The sequence below is a fragment of the Pseudomonas sp. DE0157 genome (assembly GCF_007678615.1).
Classification (GTDB): Bacteria; Pseudomonadota; Gammaproteobacteria; order Pseudomonadales; family Pseudomonadaceae; genus Aquipseudomonas; species Aquipseudomonas parafulva_B.
This window is the reverse complement of record NZ_VEJN01000013.1, coordinates 16,736-41,202: the sequence shown is the minus strand read 5'-3', so window position 1 is coordinate 41,202 and position 24,467 is coordinate 16,736. Positions and strand designations below refer to the sequence as shown.

Here is a 24,467-nt window from a genome sequence, read left to right as displayed (position 1 = left end):
CCAGTCAGGCCAAGGCTGCCGCAAGCGGGACAACCATGCGCGCCAGCCGGACAATCCGAGCCGTTTCAGCGGGGGCGTGCGCTACCGTCCTGCCAGTCGCTGGGCGCGCACCCCAGGATGCGCCTGAACACGGCTGCAAAGGCGCTGGGGCTCTGGTAGCCGTGTTCGAGCGCCACATTGATGATCGGCTGACCTGCCGCCAGGCACTGCTGGCTCAACATCACCCGTGCCCGAGCGCGCCATTGGCCGTGGGACATGCCCAGCTCGCGCTGGAACAGCCGGGCCACATTGCGTGTGCTCATGTTCAGCGCCGTGGCGCACTGTTCAAGGGCATGTTCCTCGGCTGGTGCCTGCAGCATGCGCTCGCACCAGGCCCTCAGGCGTGGGTGCGTCGGCAGTGCTATGAATGTGTCGATGCGCCTTGCATGGGCGAGCTCGCCCAGAATGAGCGCCCGTACGTGCTCGCCCTCCCGGATACCGAGCATGCGCGAGGCAGCCAGGATCAACTCACGCAGCAACCCCGTCACCACGATCACCTGGCAGTGGTCGACGTGGGGCGCCAGCAGCAGGGAGCGCATGCTGACAACGCCTTCCATGACAATCGCATGGCTGACGCCGGCCGGCACCCACAGCGCATTGCCCCCATGAATCACCCAGCTTCCCGAATCGGTACTCACATGCACAGTGCCACTGGCTGCGTAGATCAGCTGGTCGTGGGCGTGGCAGTGGCTGGCCACGTGATCGCCGGGGGCGTAATCCATTTCGAGTGTTTGCATGGCGGGATCCATTGTGGGAATGGATCCAATTGTAAGGGTGGATTGTGTGTAGATGTTGCGAAGCGTGGGGTAGCGTGCGTGATAAGTGCGATTGAATTGCTTGATCTTCTTAAAAGTTGAGGCTTGATTGCGGATTATTTGGTTTTTGCAGTTGTAACTGTGTAGCCGAGCGGAGTGTCTAGGGAGCGCTCAACGATCTATCCCTGGCATGCCGGCTGTCGAGGGAGGTCGGCATGCAGGAATTGGCCGTTACAAGCCTTCCTCAAGCGCGAGCAGCGCTTCGATGGTCTGCCGACGTCGGATCAAGCGCACGGCCTGGCCTTCGATCATGACCTCCGGCAGCAAGGGCCGGCTGTTGTAGTTGGACGACATGGAGGCACCGTAGGCACCGGCATCGTGAATCACCAGCAAGTCGCCGACCTGGGCCTGGGGCAAGTCCTGGGGGCAGAGTGCCTGGTCATCCTGAGTGAACACGTCGCCTGATTCGCACAGTGGGCCGGCCACCACGGTCGGTTGCCGCGGGCGGTCCACGGGGCGGCCATCGGCATCGAGCAGGGTCATGGCATGGTAGGCCCCGTACATCGCAGGGCGCATGAGGTCGTTGAAGCCAGCATCGACCAGCACGAACGTGTTGCGGCCCACCTGCTTGACGGCACGGACTTCGGTCACCAGATAGCCCGACTCGGCCACCAGAAAACGCCCTGGCTCGATCTCCATGCGCACCGGGTGGCCCAGCAGCGCTTCGATTTCCTGGCGTGCCACTGCCCAGGTTTGCGCGTAGCGCTGCAGGTCCACCGGCGTGTCGGTAGTGCGGTACGGCGTCGAGAGCCCACCGCCGATCGAGAACGCTTCGATATCGGTGTCCAGGCGCGCGATCAGCTCGATCATGGCGCGAGCCACCTGCTCCAGATGGGTGTAGTCCACGCCGGAGCCGATGTGCATGTGCACGCCCACCAGGTGCAGGCGATGGGCCCTGATGCAGGCGAGCGCCTGCGGCAAGTCTTCATGCCAGATGCCATGCTTGCTGTTCTCGCCCCCGGTATTGGTCTTGCGGCTGTGGCCATGGCCGAACCCCGGGTTGATGCGCAGCCAGACACGGTGCCCTGGCGAATGCTCGCCCAACTGGCGCAGCATGTCGATGGAGCCTGCATTGACTTCGATCTTTTCCACGATCACGCGTGCCAGGGTAGCGCGGTCCAGCACGTCGCAGGTCAGCACCACCCCCGCAGGCTCGCCCGCCACACTGGCGCCGGCTGCAAAGGCGCGTTCCATTTCCCCAAGCGATACTGCATCGAGTACCAGGCCGTGCTCGCGCATCAAGCGCAACACCTGCAGATTGGGATTGGCTTTCTGGGCGAAGCGTACGGTATCGAATGGCTTGAGCTGTTCTATCCGGCTGAGGATGGTGGCGGCGTCGTAGGCCCACAGGGGTGAACCGTACTGGCGAACGGCGTTGGCTAGGACAGAGAAGGGAATGGTCATGATCGAATCGCTCGGCACAGGTGGAAGCCGACAGCATGGCCCGTAGACTCGATTCAGAAAAATAGCTATTTTTGCGCCGTCCATTCATCTCTGATATGCCCTGAAAATGCAGTCGGTGCTCCCATGAAACTCTCCGCCCGCCACATCGAAGTGTTCCGCGCCATCATGGCCTCAGGTAGCGTCACAGGCGCGGCGCGTCTGTTGTTCACCTCGCAGCCGACCATCAGCCGTGAGCTGGCGCGGTTGGAGCACGTGACGGGCCTGCATCTGTTCGAACGCACGGCCGGTCGGTTGGAAGCCACCGCCCAGGCGTTGCTGCTGATCGAGGAGGTAGAGCGGGCGTATGTGGGGCTTGAGCGCATCGAGCGTTGTGCCCAGGCCATTCGCAACTTCCAGCAGGGCCAGTTGGCCGTCACCTGCCTGCCGTTGTTTTCGCAGACCCTGCTGCCCAAGGTCTGCCAGCGTTTTCATAAGCAGCACCCTGGGGTGAGCGTGAGCATCAAAGCCCAGGAGTCGCCGCTGCTGGAGGAGTCCCTGGCCACCCAGCAGCATGACCTGGGCCTGACGGAGGTCGCGCAGATACCCCGCGGGGCGAGCGGGGAATTGCTGTTCAGCGCCAACATGGTCTGCGTGCTGCCTGAGCAACACCCGTTGCAGGCCAGGTCACGGCTGAGCCTGGCGGATTTCCATGAGGTCGATTTCATCAACCTGGCCAGCCTGGACACCTATCGCCAGCGTCTGGACCACCATTTTCGCGCGGCTGGAGTGAACCGTCGCACGGTCATCGAGACCACCAGCGCCGCCTCGGTGTGCGCCATGGTCAGGCAGGGCCTGGGCGTAGCCATCATCAACCCCCTGAGCGGGCTGGAGGCCGCTCAGAGTGGCTTAACCATCAGGCCGCTGGACATCTCGATCGCCTACCAGGTGATGCTGGTCAGGCCAGACCATCGACCGGCCTCGGCGGCAGTCGAGCCGTTCTGCCAGACACTGCGCGAGCAGGCGCAGGCGATGCAGCGCGCCCTGGCTTAGCCCCCGTGGCACGCGGCAAGCCTGCCCAGTGATCGACGGATCAAAGCTCGCAGACGAAAGTGCCGGTGCCGCTCAGGATGTTCTCCAAGGTTTGCCTGATCTCGTCCAGGTCGCTCAGCGTGCTGGTCAGGTTGATCTGAAGCACCTCATCACCGCGCAAGGCGTCCCGGTCACCTGCTGCCACTTCGATCAACAGGCTCGTTGCCTTCAAGGTCACTTTCAAGCCGTCCAGGGTCGAGGGCTCATCGTCCAGGGTCAGATCAACCGTGTCTTCGTCAGGGTAGCGGGTCAGCAAGAACATCTGACCTTTGTCACTGTGGCAGCACAGGGTTGCCATGTTGTCCTCCTCTTCATCGCAGGGGGTGGCGAACAGCACGGCGGTGTCGATTTGCATGGCAAGCTCGGATCTAAGGAAACGGAAGGGAATTCTGACAGTCTTGCTTACATGCATAAACGTAAAGTTACCGCCCCTTGAACGAAATTGTCGCAGCGCTGCAAGCCTTGATGACCGGTCAGTCGTTAAGCTTCGCCCAGTCCTGGGCGTGCATGCACACGCTCAACGCCTGGTTTTCATCGTTCGCCCTGCCTGCAATCGTCTATCGTTGACCCCGGCACGGCGCACGCAGCGACGCTTCAACTATTACAAAGCCCAAGCGGAGTACCACAGATGGCGTTCTTCACCGCGGCCAGCAAAGCCGACTTCCAGCATCAACTGCAAGCGGCCCTGGCGCAGCACATCAGCGAACAGTCCCTGCCACAAGTGGCGCTGTTCGCCGAGCAGTTCTTCGGCATCATCTCTCTGGACGAACTCACCCAGCGCAGGCTTTCCGACCTGGCCGGCTGCACCCTGTCGGCCTGGCGCATCGTCGAGCGTTTCGACCCCGAGCACCCGCAGGTGCGCGTGTACAACCCCGATTACGAGCGCAACGGCTGGCAGTCGACCCACACGGTCGTCGAGGTGCTGCACCATGACCTGCCGTTTCTGGTGGACTCGGTCCGCACCGAACTGAACCGACGCGGTTACAGCATTCATACCCTGCAGACCACGGTATTGAGCGTGCGCCGCAACGCCAACGGCGAGTTGCTGGAACTGCTGCCCAAGGGCACCCACGGTGAAGGGGTGGGGCACGAGTCGCTGATGTACCTGGAAATCGACCGCTGCGCCAACGCTGCGGAGTTGAGCGTGCTGGCCCGGGAAATCGAGCAGGTGCTGGCCGAGGTCCGCGTGGCGGTCGATGATTTCGAACCGATGAAGAACAAGCTGCGGGAGGTCGTGGCGCTGGTCGAGCAGACCCCGTACGGGCCGGCCCAGCATGAAAAGGGTGAGGTCAAGGCATTCCTTGAGTGGTTGCTGGACAACCACTTCACCTTCCTGGGATACGAAGAGTTCACCGTCCAGGCCGATCAGGCTGGCGGGCAGATGGTCTACGACGAGCAGTCGTTCCTTGGTCTGCCGCGTCGCCTGCGCGTGGGCTTGACCCCTGAAGAGTTGCGCATCGAAGATTACGCCGTGGCCTACCTGGCCGAGCCACTGCTGCTCTCCTTCGCCAAGGCTGCGCTGCCAAGCCGCGTACACCGCCCGGGCTACCCTGATTACGTGTCCATCCGCCAGCTCGATGCCTCGGGTAACGTGCTCAAGGAACACCGCTTCATGGGCCTGTACACCTCCACGGTGTACGGCGAAAGCGTTCATGCCATCCCTTACATCCGGGTCAAGGTCGCTGAAGTCGAGCGCCGTTCCGGCTTCGATACCAAGGCTCACCTGGGCAAGGAACTGGCGCAGGTGCTCGAAGTGCTGCCGCGCGACGACCTGTTCCAGACCCCGGTGGATGAGCTGTTCAGCACGGTCATGTCCATCGTGCAGATTCAGGAGCGCAACAAGATTCGCGTCTTCCTGCGCAAGGACCCGTACGGACGCTTCTGCTATTGCCTGGCCTATGTACCGCGTGAAATCTATTCCACCGAGGTTCGCCAGAAAATCCAGCAGGTGTTGATGGAGCGCCTGAAGGCCAGCGATTGCGAATTCTGGACCTTCTTCTCCGAGTCGGTACTGGCCCGTGTGCAGCTGATTCTGCGGGTGGACCCGAAGAACCGCATCGACATCGACCCACAGCAGCTCGAGCGTGAGGTCATCCAGGCCTGCCGCTCCTGGCAGGACGATTTCTCGGCGTTGGTCGTGGAGAACTTCGGCGAGGCCCAAGGCACCAACATCCTGGCCGATTTCCCCAAAGGCTTCCCAGCCGGCTACCGCGAGCGCTTCGCCGCCCATTCGGCCGTGGTGGACCTACAGCATGTGCTGGCCCTGTCGGAAAGCAAGCCACTGGCCATGAGTTTCTACCAGCCGCTGACGCGGGTTGGCGAGCGCACCCTGCACTGCAAGCTGTACCACGCCGACACCCCCCTGGCGCTGTCGGACGTGCTGCCAATCCTCGAAAACCTCGGCCTGCGCGTGCTGGGCGAGTTCCCGTATCGCCTGCGCCACGCCAATGGCCGCGAATACTGGATTCACGACTTCGCCTTCACCTACAGCGAAGGCCTGAGCTTGAACATTCAAGAGCTCAATGACACCTTCCAGGATGCGTTCATCCACATCGTCGGCGGCGATGCCGAAAACGATGCCTTCAACCGCCTGGTGCTCACAGCGGGCCTGCCATGGCGTGACGTGGCATTGCTGCGTGCCTATGCACGCTACCTGAAACAAATTCGCCTGGGCTTCGACCTGGGCTACATTGCCAGCACGCTGAACAACCATACCGACATCGCGCGCGAGCTGACCCGCCTGTTCAAGACGCGTTTCTACCTGGCCCGCAAGCTGACCCAGGATGACCTGGAGGACAAGCAGCAGCGGCTTGAGCAAGCGATCCTCAATGCGCTGGACGAGGTGCAGGTACTCAACGAAGACCGCATCCTGCGTCGCTACCTGGACCTGATCAAGGCCACCCTGCGCACCAACTTCTATCAGCTCGATGCCAACGGCCAGAACAAGTCGTATTTCAGCTTCAAGTTCAACCCCAAGCTTGTGCCCGAACTGCCCAAGCCGGTACCCAAGTTCGAGATCTTCGTCTATTCACCCCGGGTCGAGGGGGTGCACCTGCGCTTTGGCAACGTTGCGCGCGGCGGCCTGCGCTGGTCGGACCGCGAGGAAGACTATCGCACCGAGGTGCTGGGCCTGGTCAAGGCGCAGCAGGTGAAGAACTCGGTAATCGTGCCGGTCGGCGCCAAGGGTGGTTTCCTGCCACGGCGCCTGCCACTGGGCGGCACGCGAGACGAGATCGCGGCAGAGGGCGTAGCGTGCTACCGCATCTTCATCTCGGGATTGCTCGACATTACCGACAACCTCAAGGACGGTGGCGTAGTACCGCCGGTTGGCGTGGTGCGTCACGACGATGACGACCCGTATCTGGTGGTGGCGGCCGACAAAGGCACGGCCACATTCTCGGACATCGCCAACGGCATCGCCATCGACTATGGTTTCTGGCTGGGTGATGCCTTCGCATCGGGTGGCTCGGCAGGCTACGACCACAAGAAAATGGGCATCACCGCCCGTGGGGCCTGGGTTGGCGTCCAGCGTCACTTCCGTGAGCGCGGCATCAATGTGCAAGAAGACCCGATCACCGTGATTGGGGTGGGCGACATGGCAGGCGACGTCTTCGGTAACGGCCTGTTGATGTCCGACAAGCTGCAGCTGGTAGCGGCCTTCAACCACCTGCATATCTTCATCGACCCCAACCCGGAGCCGGCCTCCAGCTTTGCCGAGCGCAAGCGCCTGTTCGACTTGCCACGTTCGGCATGGACCGACTACGACACCAGCATCATGTCCGAAGGCGGCGGCATTTTCCCGCGTAGCGCCAAGAGCATCGCCATCACGGCGCAGATGAAGGAACGCTTTGCCATCGAGGCCGACCGCCTGACGCCCACCGAGCTGCTCAATGCCCTGCTCAAGGCGCCTGTGGACCTGCTCTGGAACGGTGGCATCGGCACCTACGTCAAGGCCAGTGGCGAAAGCCACGCCGATGTGGGCGACAAGGCCAACGACGCCTTGCGTGTCAACGGCAACGAGCTGCGCTGCAAGGTGGTAGGCGAGGGCGGCAACCTGGGCATGACCCAGCTTGGCCGGGTGGAATTCGGCCTGCACGGCGGCGCCACCAACACCGACTTCATCGACAACGCCGGCGGCGTGGACTGCTCCGACCACGAGGTCAACATCAAGATCCTGCTCAACGAGGTGGTGCAGGGTGGCGACATGACCGAGAAGCAGCGCAACCAGTTGCTCGGCAGCATGACTGAGGAAGTGTCTGGCCTGGTGCTGGGCAACAACTACAAGCAGACCCAGGCGCTGTCGCTGGCAGCGCGCCGCGTGCGCGAGCGCATTGCCGAGTACAAGCGCCTGATGGCCGACCTCGAGGCCCGCGGCAAGCTTGACCGGGCCATCGAGTTCCTGCCTTCAGAGGAACAGCTGGCCGAGCGCCTCGCCGCAGGCCAGGGCCTGACCCGTGCAGAGCTCTCGGTGCTGATCTCCTACAGCAAGATCGACTTGAAAGAGCAGCTGCTCAAGTCCCAGGTGCCGGACGACGACTACCTGACCCGCGACATGGAAACCGCGTTCCCGCCGTCGCTGGTCAGCAAGTTCGCCGACTCCATGCGCCGCCACCGCCTCAAGCGCGAGATCGTCAGCACCCAGATCGCCAACGACCTGGTCAACAACATGGGCATCACCTTCGTGCAGCGGTTGAAGGAATCGACCGGCATGAGCCCTGCCAACGTGGCCGGGGCCTACGTGATCGTGCGCGACATCTTCCACCTGCCGCACTGGTTCCGTCAGATCGAGGCGCTGGACTACCAGGTTCCTGCCGAGATCCAGCTGACCCTGATGGACGAACTGATGCGCCTGGGCCGCCGTGCCACGCGCTGGTTCCTGCGCAGCCGTCGCAATGAGCAGGACGCTGGCCGTGATTGCGCCCACTTCGGGCCGAAGATCGCCCAGCTTGGGCTCAAGCTCGACGAATTGCTCGAAGGCCCAACCCGCGAACGCTGGATGGTGCGTTACCAGAGCTTCGTCGAAGCGGGGGTGCCAGAGCTGTTGGCACGTATGGTGGCGGGCACCAGCCATCTGTACACCTTGCTGCCGATCATCGAGGCAGCTGATGTGACAGGTCACGAGCCAGCGCAGGTGGCCAAGGCGTTCTTCGCCGTGGGCAGCGCGCTTGACCTGACCTGGTACTTGCAGGAAATCAGCAATCTGCCGGTGGAGAACAACTGGCAGGCCCTGGCCCGGGAAGCCTTCCGCGACGACATCGACCTGCAACAACGCGCGATCACCATCTCGGTATTGCAGATGGCCGATGCTCCGCAGGACATGGATGCACGGGTCGCGCTATGGGCCGAGCAGCATCGGGTGATGGTGGAACGCTGGCGCGCCATGCTCGATGACCTGCGCAGCGCTTCGGGCCATGACTACGCGATGTATGCAGTGGCCAACCGCGAACTGGTCGATCTGGCCATGAGCGGGCAGGCGACTGTGATGCCGTCTTGAGTCAATGCTGAACTGAAAAAGCCCCGGCAGTGATGCCGGGGCTTTTTTATTGTTGGGTGCTGTTCACGATGTTGGCGCTCAAAACCCACGGCATCATCAGGCAAACCCACTACTGCGTCATTTGAAACGCCGCTCCACACCTTTCTCGACCAGAATCTTGGCCGAGATCTCTTCCACCGAAAAATGCGTGGAATTGATGTTTGGGATGTTCTCACGGCGGAACAGGCTCTCGACTTCTCGCACCTCGAATTCGCACTGGGCAAAGCTCGAATAACGGCTGTTGGGCTTGCGCTCGTGGCGAATGGCGGTCAGCCGGTCGGGGTCGATGGTCAGGCCGAACAGCTTGCTGTGGTGCTTTTTCAATACCGCCGGCAGTTGCAGGCGCTCCATGTCGTCTTCGGTCAACGGGTAATTGGCCGCGCGGATGCCGAATTGCATGGCCATGTACAGGCACGTCGGCGTCTTGCCGCAACGGGATACACCCACCAGGATCAGGTCAGCCTTGTCGTAGTAATGGGTGCGGGCGCCGTCATCGTTGTCCAGGGCGAAGTTCACCGCCTCGATGCGCTCCATGTAGTTGGAGTTGCCACCAATGGAGTGGGATTTGCCCACCGAATACGAGGAATGGGCGGTCAGCTCCTGCTCCAGCGGTGACAGGAACGAGGAGAAGATGTCGATCATGAACCCATTGGAGGTGGCCAGGATCTCGCGGATGTCCTGATTGACGATGGTGTCGAAGATGATCGGTCGCATGCCGTCGCGCTCGGCGGCCGCATTGATCTGCTGGACCATGTTGCGCGCTTTTTCAGGGGAGTCGATGTAGGGCCGGGTGAATTTGCTGAAAGGAATGCTCTCGAACTGCGCGAGCAGGCTCTGGCCCAGGGTCTCGGCAGTGATGCCGGTGCCGTCGGAGATGAAGAACGCGGTTCGTTTCATTTGCGATCGGGGCCTTAGTGATGATGACGTTTCTTGATTATGATAAGTTCGCTTTGCCGAATGCGGCTGTCGGCATTCTCACTTATTTTCCAGGTACAGGCCACATGCGTCCGGCCCAGTCAAGAAGACAGGCGGGCGCCGTTGAGCTTTTCCAATACAGCTAGTGGAGAGATCACCTTGGTAGAGTACGTAGTTTCCCTCGAAAAGCTCGGCGTCCATGATGTAGAGCATGTGGGGGGCAAGAACGCATCCCTGGGCGAGATGATCAGCAATCTTGCCGGTGCCGGCGTGTCCGTGCCGGGCGGCTTTGCCACTACGGCTCAGGCGTACCGTGATTTCCTCGAGCAAAGTGGGCTCAACGACCGCATCCATGAGGCGCTCGAAGCCCTGGACGTGGACGATGTCAACGCCCTTGCCAAGACCGGCGCGCAGATTCGCCAGTGGGTGATGGAAGCCGAGTTCCCGGCGCGTCTGGACGCCGAGATCCGCACCGCCTTCGCCGAAATGGCCAATGGCAACGACAACATGGCCGTGGCCGTGCGCTCTTCGGCCACCGCCGAAGACCTGCCGGACGCCTCGTTCGCCGGCCAGCAGGAAACCTTCCTCAACATCCGCGGCGTGGACAACGTGATCCGTGCGGCGAAGGAAGTGTTCGCCTCGCTGTTCAACGACCGTGCCATCTCCTACCGTGTGCACCAGGGCTTCGACCACAAGCTGGTCGCCCTGTCGGCCGGTGTGCAGCGCATGGTTCGCTCCGAAACTGGTACCGCCGGCGTCATGTTTACCCTCGACACCGAGTCGGGCTTCCGTGACGTCGTGTTCATCACCGGTGCCTACGGCCTGGGTGAAACCGTGGTCCAGGGTGCAGTCAACCCCGATGAATTCTACGTGCACAAGCACACCCTGCAAGCCGGCCGCCCCGCCATCCTGCGCCGTAACCTGGGCAGCAAGGCGATCAAGATGGTCTATGGCGAAGAAGCCAAGGCCGGTCGTTCGGTCAAGACGGTCGAAGTCGATCGCGCCGAGCGTGCCCGCTTCTGCTTGACCGACGAGGAGGTCGTTGAGCTGGCCAAGCAGGCGATGATCATTGAGCAGCATTACCAGCGCCCGATGGACATCGAGTGGGCCAAGGACGGTGACGATGGCAGGCTGTACATCGTCCAGGCCCGCCCTGAAACGGTGAAGAGCCGCGCCAGCGCCAACGTCATGGAGCGTTACCTGCTCAAGGAAAAAGGCACGGTGCTGGTCGAGGGCCGCGCCATCGGCCAGCGCATAGGCGCCGGCAAGGTCCGCGTGATCAACGACGTGTCCGAGATGGACAAGGTGCAGCCAGGCGACGTGCTGGTCTCGGACATGACCGACCCGGACTGGGAGCCGGTCATGAAACGTGCCAGCGCCATCGTCACTAACCGTGGCGGGCGCACCTGCCATGCGGCCATCATCGCTCGTGAGCTGGGTATCCCGGCGGTTGTCGGTTGCGGCAACGCTACCCAGATTCTCAAGGATGGCCAGGGCGTGACCGTCTCCTGCGCCGAAGGCGATACAGGCTTCATCTTCGAGGGTGAACTGGGCTTCGACATCAAGCAGAACTCGGTGGACGCCATGCCCGAGCTGCCGTTCAAGATCATGATGAACGTCGGCAACCCGGACCGCGCCTTCGACTTCGCCCAGTTGCCCAACGCCGGTGTAGGCCTGGCGCGCCTGGAATTCATCATCAATCGCATGATTGGCGTGCACCCCAAGGCTTTGCTCAACTACGCCGGCCTGCCGGCCGACCTGAAGGACAGCGTCGACAAGCGCATCGCTGGCTACGACGACCCAGTCGGCTTCTACGTGGAGAAGCTGGTCGAAGGCATCAGCACCCTGGCAGCGGCGTTCTATCCCAAGAAAGTGATCGTGCGCCTGTCGGACTTCAAGTCCAATGAGTACGCCAACCTGATCGGCGGCAAGTTGTACGAGCCGGAAGAAGAAAACCCGATGCTGGGCTTCCGTGGGGCCTCGCGCTATATCAGCGAAGCGTTCCGCGATTGTTTCGAGCTCGAATGCCGCGCCCTCAAGCGCGTGCGTAATGAAATGGGCCTGACCAACGTCGAAATCATGGTGCCGTTCGTGCGTACCCTCGGTGAGGCCAGCCAAGTCGTCGACCTGCTGGCTGAAAACGGCCTGGCCCGTGGCGACAACGGTCTGCGCGTCATCATGATGTGCGAACTGCCGTCCAACGCCATCCTGGCCGACGAGTTCCTCGAATACTTCGACGGCTTCTCAATCGGGTCGAACGACCTGACTCAGCTGACGTTGGGTCTGGACCGTGATTCGGGCATCATTGCCCACCTGTTCGATGAACGAAATCCTGCGGTCAAGAAGCTGCTGGCCAACGCCATCGCAGCGTGCAACAAGGCCGGCAAGTACATCGGCATTTGCGGTCAGGGCCCTTCGGACCATCCAGACCTGGCCAAATGGCTGATGGAGCAGGGCATCGACAGCGTGTCGCTGAACCCGGACTCGGTGCTTGAAACCTGGTTCTACCTGGCCGAAGGCCAAAGCGCGACCTGATACCGAAAGATGCGAGGGGCGTCTGGCGCTCCTCGCCTGGTTTTTCCAGGGCGAGTTCCAGCGATGGATTTCGCCCTTTTTTGTGCGACAAGCAACCGACCTATGCAAAGCAGCAGTACATTATTTCCCGTCGCCTTGCTCAGTGCCGAGCGCCGCGGCGACCTCAGTGAAGATGTCTATCGGATCAAGGCCGGCCTGGGGCCCGATCCCAGCGTGGAGCTGGCCGTGACTCGCCTGGGCCTGGCTGATCAGAGCAGCGCCCAGGGTATACCGGTCATCCTGCTGCATGGCAGCTTTTCCAATCGGCGTTTCTGGTATTCACCCAAGGGGGGTGGCCTCGGGGCTTACTTGGCCCGGGCCGGCTTCGATGTGTGGATTCCCGAAATGCGTGGGCACGGGCTGTCGCCGCGCAATCGGGATTGGGCACAGAACACGGTGGCTGCCTATGCGCGTGATGACGTGCCGGCCATCGGTGCCTTCGTGCATGAGAAAGCAGGCAGGGCGCCCCTGTGGATCGGGCATTCGTTGGGCGGCACCACGCTGGCGGTCGCCCTGGGTAGTGGCGCATTGGCTGCGCAGCATGTAGCGGGCGTGGCGCTGTTCGGTTCCCAGGTAAGCCGCAGTTACTGGCCGTTGAAAGTGCCTCCGGTGGTGTGGGGCGTGCGCTGGCTGCTTCGCCGCTGGGGGCACCTGTCTGGCGCGCGCTTTGGGCGCGGCCCAGAGGATGAACCCGTCGGCCTTGCCTTTGAACACATGCGCTGGCACGGCTTGTTTGGGCGTTTTGGCGACAAGCAGGGTGATTGGTGGGCAGGCCTTGCGCAAGTCGACGTGCCGACGCTTGCCGTGGCCGCCGCGGCCGACCCGCAGAGCCCACCGTGGGCCTGCCGCATGTTGTTCGAGCAATTCGGGGGTGCACGCAAGCAATTCCTCTGCCTTGGGCCTGCGGCGGGCTTCGATGCCTTTGGCCATGCGGACATGCTGGCCAGCCAGGCTGCTCACGTGCAGGTATGGCCGCTGGTAGAACGCTGGCTACGTGAGCCCGGGTTGCCGGTGCATGCCTCCATCGAGGCCTTGGCGCTTGTGCCAGCTGTATGAAAGGCGCTGACCGAGCGGTCTCGGGTGACTGCGGTGTGCTCCAAGGTGTAGCCTTGGCCCACAATCGCTTTCGTTGTGACTGACAGGAGCTTGCCATGCAGCATTACGTAACGCCCGACCTGTGTGACGCCTACCCGGACCTCGTGCAGGTGCTGGAGCCGATGTTCAGCAACTTTGGTGGCCGTGATTCGTTCGGCGGCCAGATCGTCACCATCAAGTGCTTCGAGGACAACTCGCTCGTGCGTGAGCAGGTCGAGCTCGATGGCCGGGGCAAGGTGTTGGTGGTCGACGGCGGCGGTTCGCTGCGTCGCGCCCTGTTGGGCGACATGCTCGCCGAGAAAGCGGCTAAAAACGGCTGGGAAGGCTTGGTGATCTACGGTTGCGTACGCGACGTCGATGCACTGATCCAGACCAACGTAGGTGTACAGGCGCTGGCCAGTCACCCGCTCAAGACCGACAAGCGTGGCATTGGCGACCTCAACGTCGTGGTGAATTTCGCGGGCGTTACCTTCAGGCCCGGTGAATACGTCTACGCCGACAACAACGGCGTGCTGGTCTCGCCAAGCCCGCTGCAGATGCCGGAGTGACGCGCCGCAGGCGCTGATGGAGCTTTGATGTTCGAGGAAGACAACGCGCAGTGGGGGCTGGTGCATGCCCTGGTGCTCGACGGCAAGGGCGGGGCACGCGCCATCGCCCGAACCCAGCTGGGCGACTTGCAACTGCAGCCTGAGCAAAGCCTCTGGTTGCACTGGGATCGCAGTCATCCCCAAACCCGGTCTTGGCTGCTTAGCGAAAGTGGCCTCAGTGAATTCGCCTGTGAGCTGTTGCTTGAAGAGAACACGCGGCCGCGCTTGCTGCCGATGGCCGACGAGCAATTGTTGCTCTTTTTGCGCGGGGTCAACCTCAACCCTGGCGCCGAGCCTGAAGACATGGTTTCGGTACGCATCTTCGCCCAGGCCCAGCGCGTGATTTCCCTGCGCTTGCGCCCGCTCAGGGCCAGCGACGAAATCCTGCTGCAGCTGGAGCAGGGCAGGGGGCCCAAGACCGCTTCCGAGCTGCTGTTGCTGATGGGCGAGCTACTGACCGAGAAAGTCCAGGGTTTGGTCAGCGACCTGTCCGAGCTGGTCGATGTCGAAGAAGAAAAGGTAGAGGCTGACGAGCGGCACCAGCCTGATCAGGGCAGCTTGCAACAGATCCGCCGCCGCGCGGCCGGGCTGCGACGCTTTTTGGCCCCGCAGCGCGACATTTATGCACATCTGTCACGCAACAAGTGGAGCTGGTTTGCCGAGAGCGATGCTGACTACTGGAACGAGCTGAACAACAGCCTGATCCGCTACCTCGAGGAGCTCGAACTCACCCGCGAACGTGCGGCACTGGTGCTCGAGAGCGAAGACCGCCGCCGCAGCGAACGCATGAACCGCACCATGTACCGGTTCGGCATCATCACCTGCATCTTTTTGCCAATGAGCTTCATCACCGGGTTGCTGGGCATCAACGTGGGTGGCATTCCTGGGGCGCAGAACCCTTATGGGTTTCTCCTGGCGTGCCTGGTGGTAATAGGGCTGGCAGCAGGGCAATGGTGGTTGTTCCGGCGCTTGCAGTGGGTGTAGCCACCGGCGCGCCGGCGGCCTGGTCGACGCAAGGTGTGACCCGTCGCCAAGCCGTCTCGTCTCTTGCTGATACTACGCGAGGTGCCCATGCACGATCCGTTTGAACAATCCCTGCGTGACCTGCTCAAGGCATCCCCGTCCGGCAATGACCGCCATGACCAGGATGATGCCGCCTGCCTGGGTCGCGTGCTCAAGACCGCCAACCGCCAGGTTGGCGCCGGTGATCTGTTCAGCTTGCTTGGCCGTTGGAGCCAGGCGCTGATGATCGCCATCAACAATGGCTCGGCGCACGTCGCGCCGGTGCGTAGACATTCTTCCCGCAACGCTGCCGCTGGCAGCAAAGCTGATAAGGCCGACTGAATATGGAACTCGATCTCTGGACCCAGAGCCTGGTCACCGCCATGACCGCCCTATGGACCAAGGTGGCGAACTTCATCCCCAACCTGTTCGGCGCGTTAGTCGTGGTGCTGCTGGGCTTCGTGGTAGCCAAACTGCTCGATACCTTGCTCTCCAAACTGCTGGCCAAGCTTGGCCTCGATCGCCTGATGGCTGGTACGGGGCTGACCAAGATGCTGGGCCGCGTTGGCATTCAGGTACCGATTTCCACGCTGATCGGCAAGATCGTCTACTGGTTCGTGCTGCTGATCTTCCTGGTGTCGGCCGCCGAGTCGCTGGGCCTGGAGCGTGTCTCCGCCACGCTCGACATGCTGGCCTTGTACCTGCCCAAGGTATTCGGTGCCGCGTTGGTATTGCTCGCGGGCGTTCTTCTGGCGCAGGTGGCCAACGGCCTGGTGCGCGGCGCCGCCGAAGGCGTAGGGCTTGAGTACGCCGCAGGGCTTGGACGCATCGTTCAGGGCCTGGTGATCATCATCAGCATTTCGGTGGCAATCAGCCAACTGGAGGTCAAGACCGACCTGCTCAACCATGTGATCGTCATCGGCCTGATTACCGTTGGTCTGGCCGTTGCGCTGGCCATGGGCCTGGGTAGCCGCGAAATCGCGGGTCAAATCCTGGCCGGCATCTATGTCCGCGAGTTGTTCCAGGTGGGCCAGCAGGTGCGCATTGGCGAGGTCGAAGGGCATATCGAGGAGATTGGCACGGTCAAGACAGTGATTCTCACCGACGATGACGAGCTGGTTTCCCTGTCCAATCGGGAATTGCTCGAGCAGCGGGTCAATAGCCGCTGACCGAACAAAGCTGTTAATGTATGCCGCCGCAAAAAACGGCCCTCCGGGCACTTGCGGCGACATTGACCTGACTGTCGGCCAGATCCGTTTTGAATAAAGTTCCCACGCCGCCCATGCGCTACGACCCCCGCGAACTCACCGACGAAGAGTTGGTGGCGCGCTCGCATGAGGAGCTGTACCACGTCACTCGCGCGTATGAGGAGCTCATGCGTCGCTACCAGCGAACCCTGTTCAACGTGTGTGCACGTTATTTGGGGAACGACCGAGACGCGGACGATGTCTGTCAGGAAGTGATGTTGAAAGTGCTCTATGGCCTGAAGAATTTCGAGGGAAAATCCAAATTCAAGACCTGGCTTTACAGCATCACCTACAATGAATGCATCACCCAGTACCGCAAGGAGCGCCGCAAGCGCAGGTTGATGGATGCCCTGAGCCTGGACCCCGTCGAAGAGGCGTCCGAGGACAAGGCACCCAAGGCCGAAGAAAAGGGCGGGCTGGACAAGTGGCTGGTCCATGTGAACCCGATCGATCGGGAAATCCTGGTGCTGCGATTCGTCGCCGAACTGGAGTTTCAGGAGATCGCGGACATCATGCACATGGGGCTCAGCGCGACAAAAATGCGTTACAAGCGTGCGCTTGACAAGCTTCGGGAGAAATTTGCCGGTCTCGATGAAACTTAACGACCAGCAAATATCTCTAACGAACCGGCGAGTTCTGCTAGACTCGCCGACGAGTTGTCCCCCCGGTTTTGGTGGGACTGCTTAACTATCACCAGATGGGGATTTAACGGATGAAACTGAAAAACACCTTGGGCTTGGCCATTGGTTCGCTCGTAGCCGCCACCTCGATTGGCGCTATGGCACAAGGCCAAGGCGCCGTCGAAACTGAAATCTTCTACAAGAAAGAATTCTTCGACAGCCAGCGCGACTTCAAAAACGACGGTAACCTGTTCGGCGGCTCCATCGGTTACTTCCTGACCGACGACGTTGAACTGCGTCTGGGCTACGACGAAGTCCACAACGCTCGTGGCGACGACGGCAAGAACATCAAGGGCTCCAACACTGCCCTGGACGCCGTTTACCACTTCAACAACCCGTACGACGCCATCCGTCCGTATGTTTCCGCTGGTTTCTCGCACCAGTCGATCGGCCAGACCGGCCGCGGTGGTCGTAACCACTCCACCTTCGCCAACGTTGGCGCTGGCGCCAAGTGGTACATCACTGACATGTTCTACGCCCGTGCCGGCGTTGAAGCTCAGTACAACATCGACCAGGGCGACACCGAGTGGGCTCCAAGCGTTGGTGTTGGTCTGAACTTCGGCGGTAGCCCGAAGAACCAGGCTGCTCCTGCACCTGCTCCAGTTGCTGAAGTCTGCTCCGACTCCGACAACGACGGCGTTTGCGACAACGTCGACAAGTGCCCAGACACCCCGGCTAACGTCACTGTTGACGCCGACGGCTGCCCGGCTGTTGCCGAAGTCGTTCGCGTTGAGCTGGACGTCAAGTTCGACTTCGACAAGTCGGTCGTTAAGCCAAACAGCTACGGCGACATCAAGAACCTGGCTGACTTCATGAAGCAGTACCCACAGACCACCACCGTGGTTGAAGGTCACACTGACTCCGTAGGTCCAGACGCTTACAACCAGAAGCTGTCCGAGCGTCGTGCTAACGCTGTCAAGCAGGTTCTGACCCAGCAGTACGGCGTAGAATCCAGCCGTGTTGATTCGGTTGGCTACGGCGAAACCCGTCCGGTTGCTGACAACGCCACCGAAGAAGGCCGTGCTATCAACCGTCGCGTTGAAGCTCAGGTAGAAGCCCAGGCCAAGTAATTGGTTTGAAGCCTCATGAAAAACCCGGCCTAGGCCGGGTTTTTCTTTGCCTGCCTGACAGCACGTGATGTCTAGCAGGCAAGCACTGGTATAAGGCCCAACCAAGGCAGTGTTTGCCTGCTACACATTTGTCTATACGTTCACCTGCAGCAAACCTGCAGGCCAACATCGGGCTGTCCTGTCCCGTCAGCGATAGCTATAATCGCCCCCTCACTCACCCCGAGTCTTGTCTGCCCATGTATAACCTGGCCCGCCAGCTGCTGTTCAAAATGTCACCGGAAACTTCTCATGATCTGTCGTTGGACCTGATCGGTGCCGGCGGCCGACTTGGCGTGAACGGCAAGCTGTGCAAGCGCCCGGCCTCATTGCCGGTGAAGGTCATGGGCCTTGATTTTGCAAATCCGGTAGGTCTGGCGGCTGGCCTGGACAAGAACGGTACGGCTATTGACGGCTTCGCCCAGCTGGGTTTCGGGTTCGTCGAGATCGGCACCGTCACGCCTCGCCCGCAACCGGGCAACCCCAAACCGCGCCTGTTCCGCTTGCCAGAGGCAACTGCCATCATCAACCGCATGGGTTTCAATAACCTGGGTGTTGATCATCTGCTAGGCCGTGTTCGCGCTGCACGTTATACGGGTGTGCTGGGTATCAATATTGGCAAGAACTTCGACACCCCCGTCGAGCGTGCGGTGGACGACTACCTGATCTGCCTGGACAAGGTCTACAGCGCGGCCAGCTATGTCACGGTCAATGTCAGCTCTCCAAACACACCGGGGCTGCGCAGCCTGCAGTTCGGGGATTCGCTCAAGCAATTGCTCGATGCCTTGGCAGAGCGGCGGACGCAGCTGAGCGTGCGCCATGGCCGGCACGTTCCCTTGGCCATCAAGATTGCCCCTGACATGAGCGATGAAGAAACGGCACTGGTAGCCGCTGCGCTTGTGGAGTCAGGCATGGACGCGGTCATCGCGACCAATACCACGCTCGGGCGTGAGGGCGTGGAGGCGCTGCCCTATGGCGGCGAAGCGGGCGGACTCTCAGGTGCGCCAGTGCGCCAGAAAAGCACGCGTATCGTCCAGGTATTGGCCGGTGAAATGGGCGGCAAGCTGCCGATTATCGCAGCTGGGGGCATCACGGAAGGAAAGCATGCGGCAGAAAAAATCGCCGCAGGTGCGAGCCTAGTGCAGATTTACTCAGGCTTCATCTATAAAGGGCCGGCACTCATTCGTGAAGCCGTGGACGCCATCGCCGCCATGCCCAAGCGGTAAGCCCACCCATAAAAAAGGGCCCCTTGACGGGGCCCTTGGGCCTCAGCCCGCCGCCCTGGTGGGGCGTGCCTGGTAAATCGGGTGAATGTCCTCTATCAGCCTACGGCGTGATTTTCGTTGAGCCTGTGGATACCGGCGGTGCCAGTCATACCGTCCCAGTTGTCACCGCGGCCCTCCCGCCAGCCATTGATCCAGGCTTGACGAACAGATGGCAGGGTAAAGGGGCAAAGCTCCCGGGATTTGCCGGTGACTCCATATTGGTAGCCACGTGAAAATGCTCTTTCCAACGGATCACGCTTAAGTCTTCTCATAGGGTGTTGCCCTCACTTGTTGACTGTAATGTCCCGTCGGCCTCCTGGAGGCCGGGCAGAATCGTTCTGCCGGTGTGGGCTCGCTGCCGGCGTCGCGAGCCTGAAGTGCCGCTTCGTTGCGATGCGACCTGTGCTCAGTTCTAACCAATGCGGGTGACGGTGGGAATGATCGATTTGTCATAAGCACGTAACCTTTCCAAGGGTGAGGGGATAAGTAAATAAATGCGACTCATCTTTATTCCCGCTGTCAGCCCGCAGAATCAAGGGTTCGTCGAAGTTTGACGCCATTTTGCCATCACCCTTGCGAGGCGTTTGAAATAGCTCGAAATGCGACGAAGGGTCACATCGGCCCCGGCTTCGCAAGAATTTTATGTACTGCTCGATGATCTAAGCTGTCTGTGCCGTCAGGCAGAGATGGGTAAGTCGGGCGGCCCGGTCATTGCGCCTCCGCAAGGGGCAGATGGCCACTTGCACACCTGTTGGAAAGGCGTGCAGGTAAACAGGGCGTTGCGATGCGTCGCAGCGCCAGTCTAATAGCCCTAATGTGCTGGATAACTCATGTCGGACCGTTTCGAACTCTACCTCACTTGTCCCAAAGGCCTTGAAAGCCTGCTTGCAGAAGAGGCCCGCAGCCTGGGTCTGGACGAGGTCCGTGAACACACCTCGGCCATCCGCGGGGCTGCCGACATGGAGACCGCCTACCGCTTGTGCCTGTGGTCTCGGTTGGCAAACCGCGTATTGCTGGTACTCAAGCGTTTTTCCATGAAAAACGCCGACGACCTGTATCACGGTGTCAACGCCGTGGAGTGGGCTGATCACCTGGCCGCCGATGGTACCCTGGCAGTTGAGTTCAGCGGTCATGGGTCGGGAATCGACAATACCCATTTCGGCGCCCTCAAGGTCAAGGATGCCATTGTCGACAAACTGCGCAACCGTGACGGGCTACGCCCGTCGGTGGAGAAGATCGACCCGGATGTGCGCGTCCACCTGCGTCTTGACCGGGGCGAAGCGATCCTGTCGCTGGACCTTTCCGGCCATAGTCTGCATCAGCGGGGCTATCGCCTGCAGCAAGGTGCAGCACCGCTCAAGGAAAACCTCGCCGCCGCGGTGTTGATTCGCTCCGGCTGGCCACGCATCGCGGCCCAGGGCGGCGCACTGGCCGACCCCATGTGTGGTGTCGGCACCTTCCTGGTCGAGGCGGCCATGATCGCCGCGGACATCGCTCCCAACCTCAAGCGTGAGCGTTGGGGGTTCACGGCGTGGCTGGGCCATGTGCCCGCGCTCTGGCGCAAGGTGCATGAACAGGCGCAGGCGCGCGCCGAGGCTGGCCTGGCCAAACCTGCATTGTGGATCCGCGGCTATGAAGCCGATCCGCGCTTGATCCAGCCAGGGCGCAACAACGTCGAGCGTGCAGGCCTGAGCGATTGGGTGAAGATCTATCAAGGCGAAGTGAGCACATTCGAGCCGCGCCCGGACCAGAACCAGAAAGGCTTGGTCATCAGCAACCCACCCTACGGGGAGCGTCTGGGTGACGAAGCCAGCCTGCTTTACCTTTACCAGAACCTTGGCGAACGCCTGCGTCAGGCATGCATGGGTTGGGAAGCTGCCGTCTTTACCGGCGCTGCGCAGCTGGGCAAGCGCATGGGCCTGCGTAGCCACAAGCAGTACGCATTCTGGAACGGTGCACTGCCCTGCAAACTGCTGTTGTTCAAGGTCCAGCCGGACCAGTTCGTCACCGGCGAGCGCCGGACCGAACAGCCGCAAGCCCCGCAAGCACACGAGCCGGCGCCATTGGCCAGCGAGCCTGCACGCCTGTCCGAGGGTGCGCAGATGTTCGCTAACCGCCTGCAGAAAAACCTTCGGCAACTGGGCAAGTGGGCTCGCCGCGAACAGGTCAGCTGTTACCGTCTGTACGATGCGGATATGCCCGAATACGCCCTGGCTGTAGACGTGTATCAGGACTGGGTGCACGTGCAGGAATACGCGGCACCGCGTTCGATCGACCCCGACAAGGCACAGGGTCGTCTGCTCGACGCGCTGGCGGCCATCCCCCAGGCCCTTGGTATTTCGCCACAACGCGTAGTGCTCAAGCGCCGAGAGCGTCAAAGCGGAACCCGTCAGTACGAGCGCCAGGGCACGGAAGGTCGTTTTCAGGAAGTGTCGGAAGCTGGGGTCAAGCTGCTGGTCAATCTTACCGACTACCTCGATACCGGCCTGTTTCTGGACCATCGGCCGATGCGCGTACGCATTCAGCGTGAGGCGGCCGGCAAGCGTTTCCTGAACTTGTTCTGCTATACCGCGACGGCGACTGTACATGCCGCCAAAGGCGGGGCGCGCAGCACCACTAGCGTCGACCTGTCGAAAACCTATCTGGATTGGGCGCGGCGCAACTTGGCGCTCAACGGCTTTTCAGAGCGCAATCGTCTGGAGCAGGGCGATGTCATGGCGTGGTTGGAGGCCGAACGTGAAAGCTACGACCTGATCTTCATCGACCCGCCCACGTTCTCCAACTCCAAGCGCATGGAAGGTGTGTTCGACGTCCAGCGCGACCACGTTCAGTTGCTGGACTTGGCGATGGCGCGTCTGGCCCCAGGTGGCGTGCTGTATTTTTCCAACAACTTCCGCAAGTTCCAGCTCGACGAGCACCTGTCTGCTCGTTACGCCGTGGAAGAAATCACCGCCCAGACGCTTGACCCGGACTTCGCCCGCAACAACCGCATCCACCGTGCCTGGAAGCTGCAGTTGCGTTGATGCGCCGTTGCCTGTGCCCTTGCAGGGCACAGGCCGTGCAGGTCACTTGGCGGCTGTACTGGCGCCTGCGCTGGGCTGGCGGTAGAGGTCCAGCAGCACCTGGTCAAGCACTTGAGAGGCGCCCCACGGTTTGGGGTCGTTGAGGATAGCAGCGACTGCCCAGGTATGGCCGTTGCTGTCACGGCTGAAACCAGCGATTGCGCGTACGGTGTTGAGCGTACCGGTCTTGATGTGGCCCTCACCGGTCATGGCGGTACGCTTGAGCCGTTTGCGCATGGTGCCATCCATACCCACCAGCGGCAGCGAGCTCATGAACTCGGCAGCGTAAGGGCTTTTCCAGGCCGCTTGCAGCATGGCTGCCATCTCACGAGTGCTCACGCGCTCGGCCCGGGATAGGCCTGAGCCGTTTTCCATCACCAGATGCGGTGCAGTGATGCCTTTCTTGGCCAGCCACTGGCGCACGACACGCTGCGCGGCACGGGCGTCATCGCCATCGGCATCGGTCCGGAACTGGGCACCCAGGCTCAGGAACAGCTGCTGAGCCATGGTGTTGTTGCTGTACTTGTTGATGTCACGGATGATTTCGACCAAGTCCGGTGAGAATGCACGCGCAAGCAACCGGGCGCTTTTGGGCACGTTTTCGATGCGATCGGCACCTTGGATGGTACCCCCCAGCTCGCTCCAGATGGCACGTACCGCACCGGCGGCATAGGTCGGGTGATCGAGCAGCGAGAGGTAGGTCTGGGAGTTGCAGCCATCGCCCAGTTGACCACTGACCGTCACGGTGATGCCGTCCGGCTGTGGCACGGGGTTGTAGCGTACGTCGCCGGCGCAGTTCTTGCTGTTGATAGCCTTGACCTGATTGTCTATGCGAATGCTGGCAATCGGTGGCTCCACGGCAACGCTGACCCTGCCGCCATCGTTGCGCGCCACGAAGCGCAAGGCCTTGAGATTGACCAGCAATGCGTCAGGCTTCACCAGGAACGGCTTGTTCTGATCACCCCCGTCGTCATTGAATTGCGGAAGATTGGGCTGCACGAAATGGCTGCGGTCGAGCACCAGGTCACCTGTAATGGTGCGCACACCGTTGGCGCGCAGGTCACGCATCAGCAACCACAGCTTTTCCATGTTCAGCTTCGGATCGCCTCCACCTTTGAGATAGAGGTTGCCGTTGAGTACACCGTTGCTGAGCGTGCCGTCGGTGAAGAACTCGGTTTTCCACTGGTAGGTCGGCCCCAGCAGCTCCAGGGCAGCATAGGTGGTGACCAACTTCATGGTCGAGGCAGGGTTCACGGACACGTCGGCGTTGAACACCGTGGCTGTGCCGGGGCCATCCAAGGGCAGCATCACCAATGACAATGCCGTGTCTTGTAGCTTATTGGCCTTGAGTGCCTGCTGCACCTTGGGTGGAAGGCTTGTATTGACCGCAGCGGCCTGGCTGGTCAGGGCCAAAGGCAGCAACAGGCCGGCGAGTAGGATGGGGCGGAGCGTTTTGATCATGATCAACGGATACCCTGCAAAGAGGAGAAAGGGCATTGGGGCTGTAGAGGAATGATGGCCCCAGAACGAATGCACACGCATTATGCCCCAAGCCCCCCGGGGTTGCGCCAGTTCGATGCACATGGGTTTCACATCGGACCGCTACGGTGAGTTTGTTCTGCACTGCGGCTTGTGTGCAGATCCGAAAGTAAAAAGGCCACCCCTGGGGGTGGCCTTCTGCGAACGAACCCGACAGAGATTACTCTGCCTTGTTGATCGGCTTTTCCGGGTACCAGGCGTCGAGCAGTGGGCTGACTTCGACCTTGGTCAGTTCGCTGCGGCCTTTGAGCCAGCTTTCGACGGCAGCGCGCTGCTCTTCGGTGACCGAGCCACGCTTGACCGAGCACACCAAGCCGTAATCGTCACCGCCGACATAGTCGAGGCCGTTGGCATCCATGGCTTCGGCAAGGAACGCGTCGAGGAATGCATCGATTGCCTGGTCATCCAGATCCTCTTTGAATTCCAGGTTCAGCTCGAAGCCCAATTCCTGAAACTCGTCGACACACAGCTTCTTGCGCAGACGACGGGAGCGGTTTGTGGCCATGAAACAATCCTCTTAGGTAATAACGCCGCGC

Annotated in this window: 20 protein-coding genes; 13 read left to right on the top strand and 7 right to left on the bottom strand. The window is 61.3% G+C overall.

All coding sequences use genetic code 11. From position 1 onward, the window contains the following. Positions 1 to 65: 65 nt before the first annotated feature. Both FS777_RS16060 and lysA read right to left on the bottom strand, forming a co-directional pair. On the bottom strand, positions 66 to 776 hold the full coding sequence (locus tag FS777_RS16060) for a helix-turn-helix domain-containing protein (RefSeq protein ID WP_078478247.1): 711 nt from the start codon (positions 774 to 776) through the stop codon (positions 66 to 68). Positions 777 to 1,025: 249 nt separating this feature from the next. Next, on the bottom strand, positions 1,026 to 2,258 hold the full coding sequence (gene lysA / locus FS777_RS16055; RefSeq protein ID WP_058637643.1) for a diaminopimelate decarboxylase: 1,233 nt from the start codon (positions 2,256 to 2,258) through the stop codon (positions 1,026 to 1,028). Between the two features lie 123 nt (positions 2,259 to 2,381). Here lysA and FS777_RS16050 point away from each other — a divergent pair, with 123 nt between their 5' ends. Then, positions 2,382 to 3,287 (top strand): LysR family transcriptional regulator, encoded by a 906-nt coding sequence (locus FS777_RS16050; protein WP_145256370.1) that lies wholly within the window; start codon positions 2,382 to 2,384, stop codon positions 3,285 to 3,287. 40 nt (positions 3,288 to 3,327) lie between these two features. On the opposite strand, the gene FS777_RS16045 is transcribed toward FS777_RS16050, so the two are convergent. Further along, the gene (locus FS777_RS16045; RefSeq protein ID WP_058604518.1) at positions 3,328 to 3,681 is read right to left on the bottom strand and encodes a hypothetical protein; all 354 of its coding nucleotides are present in this window, start codon (positions 3,679 to 3,681) and stop codon (positions 3,328 to 3,330) included. A gap of 77 nt (positions 3,682 to 3,758) precedes the next feature. On the opposite strand from FS777_RS16045, the gene FS777_RS21720 reads away from it, so the two are divergent. Both FS777_RS21720 and FS777_RS16040 read left to right on the top strand, forming a co-directional pair. Continuing rightward, a complete protein-coding gene (locus FS777_RS21720; RefSeq protein WP_256675187.1) occupies positions 3,759 to 3,893 on the top strand; it encodes a hypothetical protein in 135 nt (44 codons plus the stop codon). A gap of 61 nt (positions 3,894 to 3,954) precedes the next feature. After that, a complete protein-coding gene (locus FS777_RS16040; protein WP_145256367.1) occupies positions 3,955 to 8,820 on the top strand; it encodes an NAD-glutamate dehydrogenase in 4,866 nt (1,621 codons plus the stop codon). 117 nt (positions 8,821 to 8,937) lie between these two features. Here FS777_RS16040 and FS777_RS16035 read toward each other — a convergent pair whose 3' ends face one another. After that, positions 8,938 to 9,756 carry a pyruvate, water dikinase regulatory protein gene (locus FS777_RS16035; protein WP_027916539.1) on the bottom strand — a complete coding sequence of 273 codons (819 nt, stop codon included), beginning with the start codon at positions 9,754 to 9,756 and terminating at the stop codon, positions 8,938 to 8,940. A 177-nt stretch (positions 9,757 to 9,933) separates the two neighbouring features. Between FS777_RS16035 and ppsA the strand changes: the two genes are divergently transcribed. From ppsA to FS777_RS15990, 9 genes are all read left to right on the top strand, one after another. After that, on the top strand, positions 9,934 to 12,309 hold the full coding sequence (gene ppsA, locus FS777_RS16030) for a phosphoenolpyruvate synthase (protein WP_145256364.1): 2,376 nt from the start codon (positions 9,934 to 9,936) through the stop codon (positions 12,307 to 12,309). A 102-nt stretch (positions 12,310 to 12,411) separates the two neighbouring features. Next, the gene (locus tag FS777_RS16025; RefSeq protein WP_230379159.1) at positions 12,412 to 13,404 is read left to right on the top strand and encodes an alpha/beta fold hydrolase; all 993 of its coding nucleotides are present in this window, start codon (positions 12,412 to 12,414) and stop codon (positions 13,402 to 13,404) included. Between the two features lie 95 nt (positions 13,405 to 13,499). Then, positions 13,500 to 13,991 carry a ribonuclease E activity regulator RraA gene (gene rraA / locus FS777_RS16020; protein WP_058604522.1) on the top strand — a complete coding sequence of 164 codons (492 nt, stop codon included), beginning with the start codon at positions 13,500 to 13,502 and terminating at the stop codon, positions 13,989 to 13,991. A gap of 27 nt (positions 13,992 to 14,018) precedes the next feature. Further along, a complete protein-coding gene (locus FS777_RS16015; RefSeq protein WP_078478253.1) occupies positions 14,019 to 15,014 on the top strand; it encodes a zinc transporter ZntB in 996 nt (331 codons plus the stop codon). Positions 15,015 to 15,101: 87 nt separating this feature from the next. Continuing rightward, positions 15,102 to 15,374, top strand: a complete 273-nt coding sequence (locus tag FS777_RS16010) for a hypothetical protein (protein WP_023533663.1) — start codon at positions 15,102 to 15,104, stop codon at positions 15,372 to 15,374. A gap of 2 nt (positions 15,375 to 15,376) precedes the next feature. Further along, positions 15,377 to 16,201, top strand: coding sequence for a mechanosensitive ion channel domain-containing protein (locus FS777_RS16005; RefSeq protein WP_058637638.1), 825 nt, complete (start codon positions 15,377 to 15,379; stop codon positions 16,199 to 16,201). Between the two features lie 113 nt (positions 16,202 to 16,314). Further along, positions 16,315 to 16,881 (top strand): RNA polymerase sigma factor SigX, encoded by a 567-nt coding sequence (gene sigX, locus FS777_RS16000; RefSeq protein ID WP_023533721.1) that lies wholly within the window; start codon positions 16,315 to 16,317, stop codon positions 16,879 to 16,881. 110 nt (positions 16,882 to 16,991) lie between these two features. Continuing rightward, positions 16,992 to 18,029 carry an OmpA family protein gene (locus FS777_RS15995; protein WP_023533705.1) on the top strand — a complete coding sequence of 346 codons (1,038 nt, stop codon included), beginning with the start codon at positions 16,992 to 16,994 and terminating at the stop codon, positions 18,027 to 18,029. 236 nt (positions 18,030 to 18,265) lie between these two features. Continuing rightward, positions 18,266 to 19,291: a quinone-dependent dihydroorotate dehydrogenase gene (locus tag FS777_RS15990; RefSeq protein ID WP_145256361.1), complete on the top strand. Its 1,026-nt coding sequence runs from the start codon at positions 18,266 to 18,268 to the stop codon at positions 19,289 to 19,291. A 95-nt stretch (positions 19,292 to 19,386) separates the two neighbouring features. Here the strand turns inward: FS777_RS15990 and rmf are convergent, their stop codons facing one another. Then, positions 19,387 to 19,602, bottom strand: coding sequence for a ribosome modulation factor (gene rmf, locus FS777_RS15985; RefSeq protein ID WP_023533691.1), 216 nt, complete (start codon positions 19,600 to 19,602; stop codon positions 19,387 to 19,389). A 558-nt stretch (positions 19,603 to 20,160) separates the two neighbouring features. Between rmf and rlmKL the strand changes: the two genes are divergently transcribed. Then, complete coding sequence (gene rlmKL, locus FS777_RS15980) at positions 20,161 to 22,353, top strand: bifunctional 23S rRNA (guanine(2069)-N(7))-methyltransferase RlmK/23S rRNA (guanine(2445)-N(2))-methyltransferase RlmL (protein ID WP_058637636.1); 2,193 nt, start codon at positions 20,161 to 20,163, stop codon at positions 22,351 to 22,353. 42 nt (positions 22,354 to 22,395) lie between these two features. On the opposite strand, the gene dacB is transcribed toward rlmKL, so the two are convergent. Beyond that, positions 22,396 to 23,853: a D-alanyl-D-alanine carboxypeptidase/D-alanyl-D-alanine-endopeptidase gene (gene dacB / locus FS777_RS15975; RefSeq protein ID WP_058637687.1), complete on the bottom strand. Its 1,458-nt coding sequence runs from the start codon at positions 23,851 to 23,853 to the stop codon at positions 22,396 to 22,398. Between the two features lie 238 nt (positions 23,854 to 24,091). Beyond that, the gene (locus tag FS777_RS15970) at positions 24,092 to 24,436 is read right to left on the bottom strand and encodes a YggL family protein (protein ID WP_023533709.1); all 345 of its coding nucleotides are present in this window, start codon (positions 24,434 to 24,436) and stop codon (positions 24,092 to 24,094) included. Positions 24,437 to 24,467 lie beyond the last annotated feature (31 nt).